11 protein-coding genes are annotated in these 17,896 nt (G+C 35.2%); 10 read left to right on the top strand and 1 reads right to left on the bottom strand.

The annotated features are described in order from the left end of the window. Nucleotides 1-56: 56 nt before the first annotated feature. The 3 genes from icmF to H9636_RS02390 all read left to right on the top strand — a co-directional run bounded on the left by icmF (nucleotide 57) and on the right by H9636_RS02390 (nucleotide 6,549). The gene (icmF, locus tag H9636_RS02400; protein WP_191706054.1) at nucleotides 57-3,332 is read left to right on the top strand and encodes a fused isobutyryl-CoA mutase/GTPase IcmF; all 3,276 of its coding nucleotides are present in this window, start codon (nucleotides 57-59) and stop codon (nucleotides 3,330-3,332) included. A gap of 686 nt (nucleotides 3,333-4,018) precedes the next feature. Then, the gene (rpoE, locus tag H9636_RS02395) at nucleotides 4,019-4,588 is read left to right on the top strand and encodes a DNA-directed RNA polymerase subunit delta (RefSeq protein ID WP_191706053.1); all 570 of its coding nucleotides are present in this window, start codon (nucleotides 4,019-4,021) and stop codon (nucleotides 4,586-4,588) included. Nucleotides 4,589-4,950: 362 nt separating this feature from the next. After that, the gene (locus H9636_RS02390; RefSeq protein WP_191706052.1) at nucleotides 4,951-6,549 is read left to right on the top strand and encodes a CTP synthase; all 1,599 of its coding nucleotides are present in this window, start codon (nucleotides 4,951-4,953) and stop codon (nucleotides 6,547-6,549) included. 224 nt (nucleotides 6,550-6,773) lie between these two features. Here the strand turns inward: H9636_RS02390 and H9636_RS02385 are convergent, their stop codons facing one another. After that, the gene (locus tag H9636_RS02385) at nucleotides 6,774-7,550 is read right to left on the bottom strand and encodes an alpha/beta hydrolase (RefSeq protein ID WP_191706051.1); all 777 of its coding nucleotides are present in this window, start codon (nucleotides 7,548-7,550) and stop codon (nucleotides 6,774-6,776) included. Nucleotides 7,551-7,889: 339 nt separating this feature from the next. Here H9636_RS02385 and H9636_RS02380 point away from each other — a divergent pair, with 339 nt between their 5' ends. The 7 genes from H9636_RS02380 to H9636_RS02350 all read left to right on the top strand — a co-directional run bounded on the left by H9636_RS02380 (nucleotide 7,890) and on the right by H9636_RS02350 (nucleotide 17,688). Continuing rightward, a complete protein-coding gene (locus H9636_RS02380; RefSeq protein ID WP_191706050.1) occupies nucleotides 7,890-9,200 on the top strand; it encodes a Gfo/Idh/MocA family protein in 1,311 nt (436 codons plus the stop codon). 235 nt (nucleotides 9,201-9,435) lie between these two features. Further along, on the top strand, nucleotides 9,436-10,377 hold the full coding sequence (locus H9636_RS02375; RefSeq protein WP_191706049.1) for a carbohydrate ABC transporter permease: 942 nt from the start codon (nucleotides 9,436-9,438) through the stop codon (nucleotides 10,375-10,377). Between the two features lie 7 nt (nucleotides 10,378-10,384). Then, entirely contained in the window at nucleotides 10,385-11,221 is an 837-nt protein-coding gene (locus tag H9636_RS02370; protein ID WP_191706048.1) for a carbohydrate ABC transporter permease, read from the top strand. Nucleotides 11,222-11,266: 45 nt separating this feature from the next. Continuing rightward, the gene (locus H9636_RS02365) at nucleotides 11,267-12,613 is read left to right on the top strand and encodes an ABC transporter substrate-binding protein (protein WP_225230027.1); all 1,347 of its coding nucleotides are present in this window, start codon (nucleotides 11,267-11,269) and stop codon (nucleotides 12,611-12,613) included. A 188-nt stretch (nucleotides 12,614-12,801) separates the two neighbouring features. After that, complete coding sequence (locus H9636_RS02360) at nucleotides 12,802-13,911, top strand: glycoside hydrolase family 88/105 protein (RefSeq protein WP_191706047.1); 1,110 nt, start codon at nucleotides 12,802-12,804, stop codon at nucleotides 13,909-13,911. Between the two features lie 431 nt (nucleotides 13,912-14,342). After that, entirely contained in the window at nucleotides 14,343-16,148 is a 1,806-nt protein-coding gene (locus tag H9636_RS02355; protein ID WP_225230026.1) for a sensor histidine kinase, read from the top strand. Beyond that, the gene (locus H9636_RS02350; protein WP_191706046.1) at nucleotides 16,141-17,688 is read left to right on the top strand and encodes a response regulator; all 1,548 of its coding nucleotides are present in this window, start codon (nucleotides 16,141-16,143) and stop codon (nucleotides 17,686-17,688) included. The genes H9636_RS02355 and H9636_RS02350 overlap by 8 nt, the downstream gene beginning before the upstream one ends. The last annotated feature ends 208 nt before the right edge of the window (nucleotides 17,689-17,896 follow it).

The raw sequence follows: 17,896 nt of genomic DNA, 5'->3' as shown, positions 1-17,896 counted from the left end.
ATTTTACACAAAGGAATAGACCTTTATATATACACGTTTTGAAAGGGGAAAAACGTATGGTAAATGTTGAACAAGTTCATCCGACACAAAAACCGGGAGTTTATCGTCCGAAACATCATATTCGATTTGTGACAGCTTCTAGTTTATTTGATGGTCACGATGTATCGGTAAATATTATGCGAAGAATTCTACAAGCAAGCGGAGCCGAAGTAATCCATCTTGGACATAATCGCTCGGTGGAAGAGGTTGTCAATGCAGCGATTCAAGAAGATGCTCAAGCGATAGCGGTATCTTCTTATCAAGGTGGACATATGGAATACTTTAAATATATGTATGATTTATTAAGGGAGAAAGGTGCCCCGCATATTAAAATTTATGGCGGTGGCGGAGGGGTAATTTTACCTCGTGAAATAAAAGAACTCCATGAATATGGAATCGCAGGTATCTTTTCACCTGAGGATGGGATGCAGCTTGGTTTACAAGGTATGATTAATAAACAATTAGAAGGTGCCGATTTCTCTACTTTGAAAGATAACTATGTCGAATTGCTCGATAAACTCTCAACCAATACACCAGAAATTTTAGCGAATTTAATTACAGCTGCTGAAATTGGGGGAGATGGGCAAACGGTTCAATTAATTAATGAAGCAAGGAAAAAATCAAAAAAGACACCTGTTTTAGGGATTACTGGTACTGGTGGAGCAGGGAAATCATCTTTAACTGATGAATTGATTCGACGATTTTTACGAGAATTTCCAGAAAAAAAGGTTGCCATTATTTCAGTAGACCCAACTAAGCAAAAAACAGGTGGTGCTTTACTCGGTGACCGTATTCGAATGAATGCAATTTTTGATAATCGCGTTTATATGAGAAGTTTGGCAACTCGTGGTTCACGAACAGAGCTTTCTAACGCAATTGGAGATGTTTTAGATATCGTAAAAGCGGCTGGATATGATCTTATCATTGTTGAAACGAGCGGTATAGGTCAAGGGGATGCTGAGATTACAAAATATACAGACCTATCGATGTACGTCATGACAAGCGAATTCGGTGCCCCGTCCCAATTAGAAAAAATTGATATGATCGATTATGCTGACTTAATCGTTATTAATAAGTTTGAGCGGAAAGGCTCTGAAGATGCATTACGACAAGTACAAAAACAATATCAACGTTCCCATGAACTATGGTCATTGGACTTAGATAAAATGCCAGTATACGGCACGATTGCAAGTCAATTTAATGATAAAGGGACAAATTCATTGTTTGCTGCCCTTGTATCTAAAATAAATGAAAAATGTGGATACAATTGGAAAACGTCATATGAGCAGTTTATTAAAACACAAAAACAAGATGTGATTATTCCAAACGACCGACGTTATTACTTAAGAGAAATAGTAGATACAGTTCGTAATTACCACAAACAAGCTGCCCATCAAGTAGAATTAGGAAGAAAACTCTATCAACTAGAAGGCGCAATTGCTCAATTGAAAGAAAGCTCACCGGAAGATGTCCTTATTTCCTCCCTTCAATCTTTAGCAGAAGGGGTTAGAAATGAATTGTCTGCTGAGTCGAAACAAATTCTTTTAAATTGGGAGAAACTAAAAGAAGATTATTCAGGTGATGAATTAGTCACAAAAATACGTGATAAAGAAATTCGTACTTTACTTAAAACAACATCCTTATCTGGAACAAAAATTCCGAAGGTAGCTTTACCTAAATTCAAAGATTATGGTGAAATTTTACGTTGGGTATATGCTGAAAATGTACCAGGAGCATTTCCTTATACAGCTGGTGTATTTCCGTTTAAAAGACAAGGGGAAGATCCAAAACGTCAGTTTGCAGGAGAAGGTACTCCAGAACGTACAAATAAAAGGTTCCATTATTTATCTAAAGATGACGATGCAAAACGTCTTTCTACTGCATTTGACTCCGTAACTTTATACGGGGAAGATCCCGATTATCGACCAGATATATACGGAAAAGTAGGAGAATCTGGCGTTAGTATCTGTACATTAGATGATATGAAAAAATTATATGATGGCTTTGATTTATGTGCACCATCCACTTCAGTTTCTATGACTATTAACGGTCCTGCACCTATCATTTTAGCAATGTTTATGAATACCGCAATAGACCAACAAGTTCAAAGAAAAGAAGGAGAATTAGGTCGACCATTAACTTTAGAAGAATTTACTGAAGTACGGGAAAAAACGTTGCAAGTAGTACGTGGAACGGTGCAAGCAGATATTTTAAAAGAAGACCAAGGTCAAAATACATGTATTTTCTCAACGGAGTTTGCTTTACGTATGATGGGAGATATTCAGCAGTACTTTATTGACCACAAAGTACGTAATTATTATTCCGTTTCCATATCGGGTTATCACATCGCTGAAGCTGGGGCAAACCCAATTTCTCAGCTTGCTTTTACATTAGCTAATGGCTTTACGTACGTGGAATATTATTTAAGTCGAGGAATGAACATTGACGACTTTGCACCTAATCTATCATTCTTCTTCTCCAATGGATTAGACCCTGAATATACGGTTATTGGTCGAGTAGCTCGGCGAATATGGGCAATTGTTATGCGCGATAAATATGGTGCAAATGAACGATCTCAAAAATTGAAATATCATGTTCAAACGTCTGGACGGTCTTTGCATGCTCAGGAAATCGATTTTAATGATATTCGAACAACGTTACAAGCATTAATGGCCCTTCAAGATAATTGTAATTCCCTTCATACAAATGCCTATGATGAGGCGATTACAACGCCTACTGAAGAATCAGTACGCAGAGCAATGGCTATTCAAATGATTATTACAAAAGAACATGGCTTATCCAAAAACGAAAATCCTTTACAAGGGGCATTTATTATAGAAGAGTTAACGGATTTAGTAGAGCAAGCCGTTTTAGAAGAATTTGAACGAATCAATGATCGTGGTGGCGTTCTCGGTGCGATGGAGACCCAATACCAACGGGGCAAAATACAAGAGGAGTCAATGTATTATGAACATCTTAAACATTCCGGAGAACTACCAATTGTTGGTGTAAATACTTATTTAAACCCTAATCCTCCATCTGCTGAAGAGATTGATAGTATGGAAATTGCACGGGCATCGAAGGAAGAAAAACAATTACAAATTAAAAATTTACAAAGTTTCCAAGAACGACATAAAGAAGAATGTGAAATATCGTTAAATAAATTAAAAGAAACTGCTTTATCCGGCGGAAATATTTTCGAGCAATTGATGGAAACAGTTCGGGTAGCTAGTCTAGGGCAAATAACGAAAGCTCTTTATGAAGTTGGGGGACAATATAGAAGAAATATGTAGGAATAATGTATCGGCGCTTGCGAGAAAGGTTTATCATGCAAGCGCTATTTTTAGGTAAGTAGAATTATTTTTTTCCTATTTTAAGCTAGTTTTTAGTGCAAAAAGACTTCTTTTATCATAAATTTTCTTAAAATGGTTTAGATAAGGAAATTTCCCATAAAAAATGGTAGTAATAACTGCACAAAATTTTCAAATTTAGCTATAATGAATGGGACAGAAAGGAAGGGTTGCAATTGATTAAACAATATTTACATTACATAATAATATTAGGCTGTCTCATTGCAACTTTCTTTTTGTACAATAAGCAGTTAGGGTCTATTCCACTTCTTGTTTTATCAGGTGTACTGTTTTATTTAGGTATTCGAGAAATATATAAAATAAAAAACAGTAAATGAAACTAGCATAGTGTATAACACTTTGTATATAATGGATATTATGCTTAAGATATGTATAATCTTTGTTCAGTAAAATACTCTTCGTTATGATATAAAGATAAATATAAAGTTTATTTTTAAGAGGATGAACAAAGATACCGTCTCTCATTGTATTACGGTTACCGTTTTGAAAATGTTCTTTATTTGTGATTTTAACAAAATAAGAATATTTTCCATAAATAATCGTAAATTTGAATGCAGTGAAGATGAGGCGCAATTGATTGCATTATGAATAGAAAGGACGTGCACGGGTTGGATATTCGTGAAATGACAAAAGAACAATTAGCAGAAGAATCGTTAATTGACTTAGCTTATGCAATTTTAGAAGAGAGTAAAACACCGATCGTATTTGCAGATTTACTAAAAGAAATCCAAAATTTAAATGGTTTATCGGATGAAGAAATTCAAAATAGACTAGTACAATTCTATACAGATATGAATATCGATGGCCGTTTCCTTTTAAACCATGAAAATGCATGGGGTCTTCGTGAGTGGTATAAAGTCGAAACGATTGAAGAGGAAACAGCACCAACTGTTAAAGCTCGTAAACGTAAATCGAAAGCAGTTATTGATGAAGAAGAAGAAGACTTAATTGTTGATGAAGATGATTTAGTCTTTGAGGAAGACTTCGAAGAATTCGTTGATGATGAAGTGGACGAAGACGAGGAAGAAGATTTAGATTTCGTTGAAGAAGAAATCGATAGCATTGACGAAGTAGATGTTGATGCGGATATCGATGATGAGATCATTGATGAAGAAGATGGGTTTATCATTGATGATGAAGTTGAAGATGACATCGACGACGAAGAAGAAGAAAAATAAATTTTCTAATTTTTCTCTTTTAGTTTAAAGGTCTTGACTTCTTTAATCGTTCCATATAATCTTTTACTTGGGCTCCATTAAAAATGGAGATTGACCGTGATAAATGACACGCTCCCCCTGCAAACCATTGCAGGTGGAGCGTTTTTTTGTTTTTTCCAATTAGAAAGTACGGGAAACTCTCCAAATATCGGCTTATTGAACTTTCCATAGTATGGTTAAGTAAACAAGTATACGAATCAAATTGGACTAAATATTTTTCAGTTTAAATTTTTTATTTAGGAATGAATGATTATGTATACACTGAATACAAGTTCTCAAGCCTTATTTATAAACTGCATTGAAGTAATGAGGAGGATTTTGCAATGACAAAGTATATTTTTGTAACAGGTGGGGTTGTTTCTTCCCTAGGTAAAGGGATAGTCGCATCATCATTAGGGCGTTTATTAAAGAACCGTGGATTACAAGTAACAATCCAAAAATTCGATCCATATTTAAATATTGATCCAGGTACAATGAGTCCTTACCAACATGGTGAAGTATTTGTAACAGATGATGGCGCTGAAGCTGATTTAGACTTAGGTCACTATGAGCGCTTTATCGATATTAATTTAGGTAAACATTCAACCGTAACTTCTGGTCGAGTTTATCAATCCGTTCTTGCGAAAGAACGTCGTGGTGATTATAACGGTAAAACCGTACAAGTTATTCCGCATGTAACGAATGAAATTAAAGACCGAATTCAACGTGCAGGAAGAGAAACAAGTGCTGATATCGTAATTACAGAAGTAGGTGGAACAGTAGGGGACATCGAATCTCTTCCATTCCTTGAAGCAATTCGCCAAATGAAATCTGACCTTGGTCATAACAATGTGATGTATATTCATTGTACGCTAATTCCGTATATTGCAGCGGCTGGTGAATTGAAAACTAAACCTACACAACACTCTGTAAAAGAATTACGTTCTTTAGGTATTCAACCAAATATTATTGTTGTTCGTACTGAACAGCCAGTATCAGATGAAATGAAAGACAAATTAGCACTATTCTGTGATGTTACTTCTCGAGACATTATTGAATCCCGTGATGCAGAAACTTTATACGATATCCCACTGAACCTACATGCACAAGATTTTGATGATATCGTTCTTGAACATTTTGGTATTGAAGCACCTGAAGCTAATATGGCTGATTGGAAAGAACTTGTAAGTAAAGTGAAAAGTCTATCAAATAAAACACGCATTGCCCTTGTAGGGAAGTATGTAGAACTGCAAGATGCATATATTTCGGTTGTAGAGGCTTTAAAACATGCAGGTTATGTTTATGACTCTGAAATCGAAGTAGATTGGATTAATGCTGAACATGTGAACGCTGATAATGTTCATGAGTTATTAAAAGATGCTGATGGAATTTTAGTACCAGGTGGATTTGGTGATCGTGGTATTGAAGGGAAAATCTCTGCAATTCAATACGCTCGTGAAAATGATGTACCATTCTTAGGTATATGTTTAGGTATGCAATTAGCAACAATTGAGTTTGCACGTAACGTACTTGGATTAGAAGGTGCCCATTCCACTGAGCTTAATAAAGAGACACCATATCCAATTATCGACTTCTTACCAGATCAAAGTGACGACATTGACTTAGGTGGTACATTACGCTTAGGTTTATATCCTTGTAAATTAAAAGAAGGTTCACGAGCTATGGCTGCTTATAACGACGAGCTTGTTTATGAGCGTCACCGTCATCGTTATGAATTTAATAATGAATTCCGTGAAGCAATGGAAGCAGAAGGTCTTGTATTCTCAGGGACAAGTCCTGATAATAAATTAGTTGAAATTATTGAATTACCAGAGAAAAAATTCTTCCTAGCATGTCAATTCCACCCGGAATTTATTTCTCGTCCGCAACGTCCACAGCCATTATTCCGTGAGTTTGTTGGAGCTGCATTTAACAATCGATAAAAGAGAGACTGGGCAAGGAGTAAGTCCTCTGTAAAAGATAAAGCATTGTCATTTCACTTGTAGGCTTGTATTACGTCAAGAACAAACCTACAAAACTTCTCAAAATAAACAAAGGGGCTGACCCAAAAGTGATCAATCAAATCACTTGAGTCAGCCCCTTATTAATTTTCCCACATTCAATTACATTCACAGAGTAGGGAAGACTCCTCGACAATCGTAGACACTTAAAAACCTTGCCTTGCAAGCCAGTTTTCACATAAGTTTGTCCATTGTCCAACGACTTCGTCATTTTCTGCGAGGCCCAATCCATGACGTCCGTTTGGGAATAGATGCATTTCATAAGGGATATTCCATTTTGATAACGCTTTAGCATATAAAAGACTATTTTCTACAGGAACAGTCATATCGTCTGCTGTATGCCATAAAAATGTCGGCGGTGTATGAGTGGAAACGTTCAACTCGTGAGATAGTTTTGCTCGAAGCTCATGAGAAGGATTTTCCCCTAATAGGTTATGTAGAGATCCTTCATGATAGTGTTCTAAAAAAGAAATCACCGGATAACAAAGAATTGCGAAGTCAGGCTTGCTACTTTCCTTATCCACTTCATCACTTGTTTTGTAAGCATGGAAGTCGGATAGTGTTGAGGCTGAAGCAGCTAAATGTCCTCCAGCAGAAAACCCCAAAATAGCAATTTTTTGTTTATCGATATTCCAATCTTGAGCATGAAAACGTACAAATCGTATGGCACGTTGGACATCTGCTAATGGAATGGGGTGTTTATATGGGGCTACTCGATAGTCTAGTACAAAGGCGGAGATTCCTAGAGAATTTAACCATTTTGCAACGGGTTCTCCCTCGTGATATGCACGGCGTTGATAGCTTCCACCGGGACAAATGATAACAGCGCCACGCCCCACGGAGTTCCCAACTAGATAAGGAGTAAGGATGGGGACATCTTCGCTATTTTCTAACCTTTCTTCTGGCCATAATAAGTACGTCATGTTACATCCCCTTTAATCAGAATAAATTTTTAATACCTTGGATGGTTCAAATAATATCTAATGCTTTCATTGGAGCTATCCACATTCTAAAGATGGTGTAGAAATTTGTTTGGAGTAAAGAGCTGATCTGAATTAAATAGGAGAAATGTATTTCACTGATATTTTAAGCTATTACATGTTTAAAAATAATAAAAGATTTTAAGATGAATGTAGTAATTTTTTAAGGTAAATGAAAAGTTACATTGAGAGACGTAAGGGAATGAATTACACTATCTTTACGTTTGTTAGATTTAGGAAAAAATGATAGCGCTAACATGAAGAAAATAGGGGATGATTGGTATGAAAAAAAAATATGTCATATGCGGTGTTAGTAACCGGGCATTACAAATGTTTATCGGTCCAATGATTAAGGAGTTTTCAAAAGAATGTCAGATTGTGGGGTTACTAGATTTAGACCCTTATCGCTTTTCCATATGTAAACAGAAATATCCGCAAATGAATCATGTTCCAACATTTTCTCCCGAACAATTTGAAACAATGATTGAACAGACAAACCCAGATTATGTAATTGTTGCGGGGCGGGATGATACCCATATTGAGTACATTCTGAAATCGTTAAGAAAACAAGTGAATGTTATTACCGAAAAACCTATGGTAACAAATGCACAAGATGCCTACAAAGTCATGAAAGCAGAAGCAGAAAGTGATGCCAGTGTCATTGTCACATTTAATTATCGGTATAGTCCAATTCATCGGAAAATTAAAGAAATGATTCTTGAAGGGAAAGTTGGCAGAGTTACATCCGTTGATTTAAATTGGTATATTGATACATTCCATGGGTCTAGTTACTTTAGAAGGTGGAACCGAGATCGCAACATTTCTGGAGGTTTATCCATTCATAAATCAACTCATCATTTTGATCTTGTCAATTGGTGGTTGGATCAAAAACCAGAAGAAGTTTTTGCCTATGGAGACTTGCATTATTTTGGTCCGGATGGGGAATTAAATCCTAGCAAAAAAGCCAGCCGCTTTTGTGGAAACTGTGATGAACAAAGAAACTGTGCCTACTATAGACGTTGGAATCCACGCAGCGGCTCTAATAGTGTGAGAGATGATCATCTATTGGCAGGGGTCTATGAGGATATTCCTTATACGAATTACAGACCAGATGCTTGTATTTTCGATGAGGATATTCGTATTGAAGATACTTATGTGGCTGCTGTGAAATATGATGGAGGTAGTTTGCTAAGCTATTCAATTAATTTCTCTGCTCCATACGAAGGGTATCGTCTTGCAATTAATGGTACAAAAGGGAGAATTGAAACGACTGAATATCATGAGCCTTCTAGAATTCACTTTCAGTATCCTGAGCAAACAATTGATTATTTTCCGCTTTTCGGTGCAAAAGAAACAATTGAGCTCGTCAAAAATCCTGGAGGTCATGGGGGTGGAGATCCAATCTTATTAGAAGATTTGTTCTTAGGTCCTGATCCATCCAGAAGTTACCCCATTTTAGCTGGTTCAGAAGCAGGCGCTTATTCTATTACTGTTGGTGAAGGGGTATGGCGTTCTGTTAAAGAAGGAAAGCCGATGAAAATAAAAGAGCTTTTATACGATCCAGAAAAAATAGCGAACCATTCTGCTAAATAATAAGATAAATATGGAGAAGACTTATTTTAAGTTTCATAATTGTAGTATGACCTTATTTTAGGCAATAACCAAATTGATAAAACCTGATCTATATAAAGGATTCTAAACTTTTAAAAAAATAACACTCAAAACAATTTTCCGAAATATCTTAAAATTTTTATCAATCATCTTAAAATCTTTAATTATGAAAGAAACCGTTTTCATTTAAAATTGAGGTGAGAAAGGAGGAAGCTAAATGAGTTATTCACAAGGATTTCCTGAAACTTCCGTAAACAATAAAGATGTGGTTCATAAAAAGAAAATAAAGAAAGAGAAATTGGTTCCATATCTTTTTATTTTGCCATCATTCCTTATTATTCTAGGGTTTTTGTTCTACCCAATAGGAACTGTATTTTACTATAGTCTTCAAAATTATGATGTATCTGCACCTTATTATAATAGTTTTGCAGGTCTTGATAATTTTATTAAAATCTTTACAGCAGATGAGATGTTTATTCCGAGTTTAATCAATAGTTTGAAATGGGTTGTATCAGAAGTTGGTCTTCAATTAGTGTTTGGTATGATTTTGGCTTTATTATTAAACCAAACATTTAAATTTAGAGGGCTAGCACGTGCAGCAGCCTTTATACCTTGGGCGATATCAGGAGTACTTGCTTCTGTTATGTGGTCAATGATGTTCAATGAACATATGGGTGTAATCAATGACATGCTAATGAAATTGGGAATTATTAACGAACCAATGGCATTTTTAGCAAGTACATCAACTGCTTTTGGAGCTGTGGTGATCGCTGAATTATGGAGGGGGATTCCTTTTTTTGCGATTACTCTATTAGCTTCTTTACAAAGTATTCCAAATGAATTATATGAGGCTGCAAGAGTGGATGGTGCGAGTAGGTGGAAATCATTTATTTATGTCACTCTACCGCAACTAAAAAATACGATTATATTAACTACATTATTAAGGGTCGTTTGGGAGTTTAATAACGTTGACCTTTTGTTCAACTTAACAGGCGGTGGTCCAGCACATTCAACTACCACACTAACGATGTATATTGCTGATTTAGCTGTACACGGAAGCAATTTCGGTTATGGTTCAGCATTAACGGTTGTTTCCTTTGGTATTCTATTAATCTTTGCCATCCTTTATTTAAGGCTATCCCGTTATGAAAAGGAGTGATTGAAGGATGTTTTCAAAAAATAAAAAAATAGATAGACTGTTAACTTTATATATCCCTTTGGGGTTAATGCTTAGTTTTACATTGTTTCCAATTTATTGGACAATCAATACAGCATTGAAACCGGAAGGAGATATTCTTAAGCGTCCACTTCAATATTTGCCATCTAATCCGACAGTTGAAAATTTTGTATATGCATGGTCGAATATTGGTTTTGCAACATTCTTTAAAAATAGCTTAATCGTCGGGATATGTACGGTTATCATTGTTCTAATTTGCTCTACTTTATCTGGTTACGCGCTTTCCAGATACAATTTTGTAGGGAAAAAAGGTTTCATGTTGATGTTGCTATGTACACAGTTTATCCCGAGAGCAATGATGATTATTCCACTATTTATTATCTTTAAAAATTTAGGATTAATTAGTCATCCGCTTTCTTTGATTATTACGTATACTGCCGTTGAGATTCCTTTTACAACGATACTTATGGCAGGATTTATCTCAAATGTTCCAAAAGAACTAGAAGAAGCGGCAATGATTGATGGATGTTCAAAATTACAAGCCTTGCGCCATGTCGTCTTTCCATTACTAATGCCAGGGATTGTGGCAACAGGAGTATTTACATTCATTTATACTTGGAATGAATTTTTATTAGCTTTAATGCTAACCAATCAACAATCCAGATTCACGCTCCCTGTCGGCTTAAGTTCAATGATGGGCGAGTTTAACGTTAACTATGGGGCACTGGCAGCTGGAAGTGTGATTGCTTTAATTCCTGCGGTTATATTATTTGCCTACGCACAAAAGCACCTTGTCAATGGGATAGGTGGAGCGGTCAAAGGTTAATTTTGTAATAAATAAAATGATGAAAAGGAATAGGGGGAAAACATCATGTTTATGAAAAGGGGAAAATACAAAAGTTCTATTTTAGCATTTTCAATTGTTTCAGGATTGCTACTTGCGGGTTGCAACGGTGATGATGAAAAACCATCAGCATCAACTGACTCAAACAGTAATTCAGATGAGCCTGTAACCATTACTTTCTGGGATGAAAATGCAAGTCCAGAGCGTACACCGTTATGGGAGGAAATTATAAAACAGTTTGAAGATGCAAATCCAAATATTGACGTTGAGTATGTAGTGATTCCGAATAAATCGGCTAAATCCAAATATGATGCAGCAATTGCAGCAAATGATACGCCAGACGTCGGGTCAGTTCAAACAACTTGGCTTCCAGAATTCTCGATACGTGAAGCATTAATGCCTCTAGATGAATATTTTGACGGTTCTGAATTGAAGGATAAAATTAATGCAAGTGCAATTGAATTTAATAAGAAGATTACACAAGATGGCAAATTGTATGGAATTCCATATGCTCAAAACTTAGATACAATTTGGATTCGTACAGATTGGTTTGAGGAAGCAGGAGTAAAAGAACCAGAAACATTTGATGAGTTCTTTACTGCGATTGAAAAAATGACGGACAAGGACAATGGACGCTATGGATACACAATCCGCGGCGGGGCAGGAGGATCCTTCCAGTTACAGCGTTTAATGTTTGCTTACAGCGGTTTAGATTATTTTGGGGAAGATGGGAAAGTAAATATCAATGACCCTAAACATGTCGAATTTGTTGAAAAATATTTATCTTATTACGAAGAATTCACTCCTAAGAGCGATATTACAAATGGTTATAAAGAAATGATTGCAGGTTTTGATACAGGTGTTGTTGCCATGGTACACCATAATGTTGGTTCTTATGGTGAACACAAAAAATCATTAGAAGAAGGTACATTTAAGACAATACCACTGCCTAAGACAGAGGATGGTAAATATGTGGCTGAAGGTGGAAACGCTGTCAATATAGCTGTCTTCAATAGTACAGAACATCCTGATGCTGCTTGGAAATTTGCCGAGTTTGTAAACTCTGCAGAAGCACAAAGTCTGTGGAATGAATCTACTGGGCAAATCCCAACAAACACTGATGTTTTGGATGACGAGTGGGTACAAAATGCACAGCATATCAAGGTAGCGTTTGAAGTATATGAAAACCCTGAAACAAAGCTTTATGAACCGCCATTCTATTTACCAGATTATCGTTCAATTCTTGATAATTTAGTAGATCCTGGCATTCAACAAGTGATGAGTGGGCAAAAATCGGCAAAAGATTTCTTAGACGAATGGGCTACAGCAATTGAAGAGTCTAAAGAAAAATATGACCAGACATTTAACAAATAAGAGCTAACACAAACTTCATTCGGTAGGGGATGTCTCCACTGAATGAAGTTTTGAATAAGCGCTGTTTGTCAAAGTTTTGGTTAAAATCTACTTTTTTCTACGTTTATATTTGGAAATAAAAGTGCGTGCAATAATTAGCCTATTTCTGTCAGTAGGTGAAATGATTTTCAAGAAAAGGAGAATGAGCAATGGAAAAGACAACGGATACAATCGCAACCAAAACTCCATTGGTGATGGCGGAAAAGGCATGTCAAGCTTTAATGCAAACATTTCGTCCTGAAGAACTACCGCCTGCTAAAGCTTTTCACTACCATCAAGGTGTTTTTTTATATGGAATGTACAGAGTTTATCAAGAAACAGGTAAAAGGGAATATTTTGACTATATTAAAGCCTATTTTGATTGTTTAATTGATGAATATGGAAATTTATGTTTCGCGAGAGATGAGCTTGATTCAACAATGGCAGGAATTCTGTTGTTTCCGTTATATGAAGAAACAAAAGATCCACGGTACATGATTGCAGCTAAACGATTGAGAAGTGCTTTAGACACGTTAAATAGAACGTCAGAAAATGGCTTCTGGCACAAAGAGAAATATCCATATCAAATGTGGTTAGATGGTCTATTTATGGGTGGACCATTCATGGTTCTTTATAGCCAACATTTTCATGAAGAAGAATTAATACAAACCGTTCTATTACAAGAAAAATTAATGAGAAAACATATGACCGACGAGAAAACAGGTTTGCTCTATCATGCATGGGATGAAAAAAAAGTTCAACCATGGGCGAATGCTGAAACAGGATGTTCTCCAGAATTTTGGGGACGTTCTCTCGGATGGTATGGTACAGCATTGATTGATTTGTTAGAGCTTTTAGGAGATCGAAAACGAGGACAAGGGGAATTAATTCAATCTCTACAAAGCTTCATTCCAGCTATTCTTAACTATCAAGATGATAAAACGGGCTTATGGTATCAGATTGTCGATAAAGGTAATCTGGAAGATAACTGGTTAGAATCCTCTTGTTCTGCATTGTTCCTTTATTTCATAGCGAAAGCGATTAGCCATGGCTATGTTGATGAATCTTATCGTACGACAGCAGATAAAGCTTATAAAGGATTGTTAGAGCACATGGTGGAGGAACAAGAATCTACTCTTACTTTAAGTGGAATATGTATTGGTACTTCAGCTGGAGTGTATGACTATTATGTGGACCGCCCGACTTCAGAAAATGATTTACATGGTATGGGTGCGTTTATTTTAGGAAGTATGGCTTATTACGACCTAATTAAAGAATAAAAATGAATGATTTGTAGGGTAAGAACGGTTTATCTAACTCATTAATCATTAAAGACTTTCTCATGACATGTTAGTTATACTATAGTATTATTCGGGGCACTTTACACACTTGATTTATAACATGAGAAATGCCCGAAGCATTCGATGTGAGAAATCCGCAACGAGTGCTTTTTTCTTTCCTTTTCATAACTGAAGGTATTGATTAACTAGAGAAAGGCAAGAAATCATGTCATTTTATGAGTAATGAAATAGCATAGAATCTTCTATTTTGTCATTTGAGCCCTAAATAAGACTATAGATGGTTGTTGAATATAGTGAATATTTTGTATATTTAGAATAAAGAATAAAATTTTATTTACCGCTTATATTTTATCAGTTATTGTTTAACTAAGGGAGATCATCTTCTATTTTGTTTCTATTGGGGAGTACAAATGATTGTGAAGAAAATTAAAAATTTAATTCAAAAATATTTCCTCTATTCTATTAAATCAACAATTAATACACTCTATGTACCTATCATTATTATTTTTATATCCATTTCCGGATGGGTATCTTCTATGCTAGCAACTGCACAAATTGAAGAAAATGCATATAAAAATGTCAATGATACGATTTTTCAAACTAAAAATTATTTAGACTATATGCTTTCAGATGTTTTTCAGCAACTAGTTTCTGTTTCGAGTAATCCAAGGATTACAAATTTAATTGGAACCGATGAAGCCGAAATTAAACCAGAGTTTTATGTGGAAATTGATAAGAGCTTACAACATGTATATTCCCGATATAACATCATCCTTGAATCTGTCCTCATTGATCTTAATGAAGGCGAGTTTTTCCTTTATCATAGTGATTATAATACGAATCCATCCATTTCATATAAAGATTATTTTGACCAATACAAGGGAAACAAAGAGGGATTTTATTGGAGAAATATACACCAAGATGAAATTTTTAATACAAATGATCAAGTGATGTCGGTTTTTAGATTAATTAATAGAGGGGCTTCATCTGATAAAGGGATCGTCTTATTTAATCTACGGGATGATTATTTTGAACAAGTGTTAAACAAATCTTTAATTGGAGAAAATGGCTATTTGACCTTAATTAGTCCAAACGGCAAATTTGAATCGAAAGAGGTGAAAACGGAATATCAACTAGATATGGAAACACTCTCTTCACTTCAAACTACCGAAAAAGAGAGAGGGCAATTTTCGTATGAGAGTGTTGAAGGAGAAGATATGATCGTGATTTACGATACGATTGAGGCAAATAAATGGAAACTTGCGGCAGTCGTTCCTGAAAGTGAAATTTTGAATAAAGTAAATTATATAAAACATGCTACTATTTTTTTCATTTTAATCATGATACTTAGTGCAATCTTTTTAACATCTTTTGTTGGAAAGTATATCTCAAAACCATTTGAAAAAATGGCTGAACAAATGCGTACAATTAATAGGAAGAGCCTCGTTTTATATAATGAAACATCTGGTCCCGAGGAAATGAAAATTCTTCACAATGGGTTTAAAGAACTTCTGTTAAGGATTCAAACATTAATGGATCAAATTCAATTAGAACAGGAGGAAAAACGGCAATTAGAATTTGCAGTTATGCATGCGCAAATAAATCCTCATTTTCTTTATAATACGCTTTATTCTATTAAAGGATTATGTGATATGGGATTAAATAAGGATGCGAGCCAAATGGTAAGTGCTCTCTCAAGCTTTTTCCGAATAGGAATTAGTAAAGGAAAGGAAATCATCTCCATTAAGGAGGAGATTGAACATATTGAGCATTATTTATTCATTCAAGAAATGCGGTATGGGGACGACTTTTCCTATGAAGTTAATGTAGAAGAAGAGATTCTATCCTATAACATAATTAAACTTTCATTACAGCCGCTTATTGAAAACGCCATTTACCATGGGGTAAAGCAGAGACGGGGGCAGGGAAAAATTAATATAAAAGGTTACGAGACTGAAAGTACGATTGTCCTAGAGGTGTCTGATAATGGAAATGGTATTGAAAAAGAAAAGTTAGCTGAGATTTCAAGAGAATTGGACGCTTCTTTTAAAGAGAAAAAGAGTTTTATTGGGATTGGACTTAAAAGTGTAAATGAACGAATTAAAATTCATTTTGGGCAAGAGTATGGTTTAAATATTTCAAGTAAATTTGGTCAGGGCACTGTGGTAAGCATTCTTATTCCCAAAATAAAAGGGGAGATCAACGAAAATGTATAAAGTGGTTGTTGTTGAAGATGATCGTATCATTCGTCGTGGGATTTGTCAGTCAATAAAGTGGAATGAGCATGGATTTATCGTTGCAGGGGAAGCAGGAGATGGTGAAATAGCTCTTGGGTTAATTGAAAAAGAACAGCCTCAAGTCGTTATTTCAGATATTAATATGCCATTTATGGATGGGTTGGAAATGGCAAAGAAAATAAAAGAAACAAGTCCAGAAACGAGAATCATTTTTTTAACAGGTTTTGAAGATTTCAAATATGCTCAACAAGCGGTAAAACTTAAAGCATTTGATTATTTATTAAAGCCAGTGGACTCCGAGCAATTATTACATAAAGCAATAGAAGCAGCAGCAGACTGGGAACAACAAACAAAAAAAGAAAAAAGAATGATGGAATCCTTGCCTTACCTTCAGCAAAAATTCTTTCAAGAATTGATGAAGGGAGGAGAGAAATGGATAGATATGGAGGAGGAATTAGCTGAGCTTGGGGTTGAGTTAGAAGGACCCGAATATGCTGCGGTACTTATTCATTCTCCTATCGGTTTTCTTGATGAATGTAAAAGAAGGATGACAGAAATGACCTCTTCCTTATTTGGAAAAAGAAATTTTATTGTTATTGATGTAGACCCAAATGAGTATGCAATTCTTTTATCTCTGGAAGGGGAAAATGATATAAGGAAAGGGCAGCTTGTACATGAATTATTTGAGTGTTGTACTGCCCTTCAACATTCCGTAACAATCACGCTTGGTAGAACATATCCGAATTTATTTGAACTCGGTAAATCATTGCTTGAATCACGTTTAGCAATGGATTTAAGACATATTATGGGGACAGGAAAAATATTTTCTTTTGAAGAAACAACTTCAAGTAAAGAAGAAACGGTTAATTGTTTAAAAGAGTTAGAAATGAAACTAGAAAGCCAAATTAAATTAGGGATACCTGAAAAGGTGAGTGAAACGCTTAATCAGTTAAATAAAACGATTCTTGAAAAGAAGTTCGTCCCGTTAACTGATTTGAAAATTATCGCGCTAAAGTTTAGTACCATGTTATTTTTTGAAGTTGAAAAGTGGAAAAAAGAGGAGATTATAAGTTTTAACTCATCGGATGTTTATCAAGACATCATAAAAATGGAAACCCTTTCAGAAATGATGGAGATTCTAAATCGACTAATTCAACAATGGCGTGAAGAAATGTATAAAAAGGAAGAAAAAAGCCATTTCAGCCATGTTGATCAAGCGATCATGTATATTAAAGAACATTTTCATGACAGTACTTTAACACTCAAAAGGGTGGCAGAGTTTATCCATGTTAGTACTCCGTATTTAAGTAATTTGTTTAAACTCGAAAAAGGAATTAATTTTGGAGATTTTTTGTTAGAGTTAAGGATGAAAAAAGCAATGGAAGAATTACGTAAAGGTGATAAGAAAACATATGAAGTTTGCGAAAAAGTTGGCTACAATAATCCTCAATATTTTAGTATTTGCTTTAAAAAATATACGGGCTACACACCTGCCGAATATAAAAAACAGTTTAAATAGTAACAGACTGTAATTAAAGGTCCGGCCTCCTGCTAGACGAATCTATTGATTATTTACAATAGATCGAGTTAGAGAGGGTTGAACCTTTTTTATATGGTTATGTGAAACAAGATGTAGATTTCTTTGTGAAACAATCAGAAACCTAAACGTAAATCATAAGATTTCTCCGAAGAAAGTAAGTCCTCAATCCATATCTTCTACAAACTTT

It is taken from the genome of Ureibacillus galli (genome assembly GCF_014836845.1).
Classification (GTDB): domain Bacteria; phylum Bacillota; class Bacilli; order Bacillales_A; family Planococcaceae; genus Ureibacillus; species Ureibacillus galli.
This window is presented reverse-complemented; position numbering and strand designations above follow the sequence as displayed.

Coding starts and splice junctions, on each gene's coding strand:
- H9636_RS02375 (WP_191706049.1), top strand. CDS start 9,436: ATGAGTTATTCACAAGGATTTCCTGAAACTTCCGTAAACAATAAAGAT.
- H9636_RS02355 (WP_225230026.1), top strand. CDS start 14,343: ATGATTGTGAAGAAAATTAAAAATTTAATTCAAAAATATTTCCTCTAT.
- H9636_RS02380 (WP_191706050.1), top strand. CDS start 7,890: ATGAAAAAAAAATATGTCATATGCGGTGTTAGTAACCGGGCATTACAA.
- H9636_RS02390 (WP_191706052.1), top strand. CDS start 4,951: ATGACAAAGTATATTTTTGTAACAGGTGGGGTTGTTTCTTCCCTAGGT.
- H9636_RS02385 (WP_191706051.1), bottom strand. CDS start 7,550: ATGACGTACTTATTATGGCCAGAAGAAAGGTTAGAAAATAGCGAAGAT.
- icmF (WP_191706054.1), top strand. CDS start 57: ATGGTAAATGTTGAACAAGTTCATCCGACACAAAAACCGGGAGTTTAT.
- H9636_RS02350 (WP_191706046.1), top strand. CDS start 16,141: ATGTATAAAGTGGTTGTTGTTGAAGATGATCGTATCATTCGTCGTGGG.
- H9636_RS02365 (WP_225230027.1), top strand. CDS start 11,267: ATGTTTATGAAAAGGGGAAAATACAAAAGTTCTATTTTAGCATTTTCA.
- H9636_RS02370 (WP_191706048.1), top strand. CDS start 10,385: ATGTTTTCAAAAAATAAAAAAATAGATAGACTGTTAACTTTATATATC.
- H9636_RS02360 (WP_191706047.1), top strand. CDS start 12,802: ATGGAAAAGACAACGGATACAATCGCAACCAAAACTCCATTGGTGATG.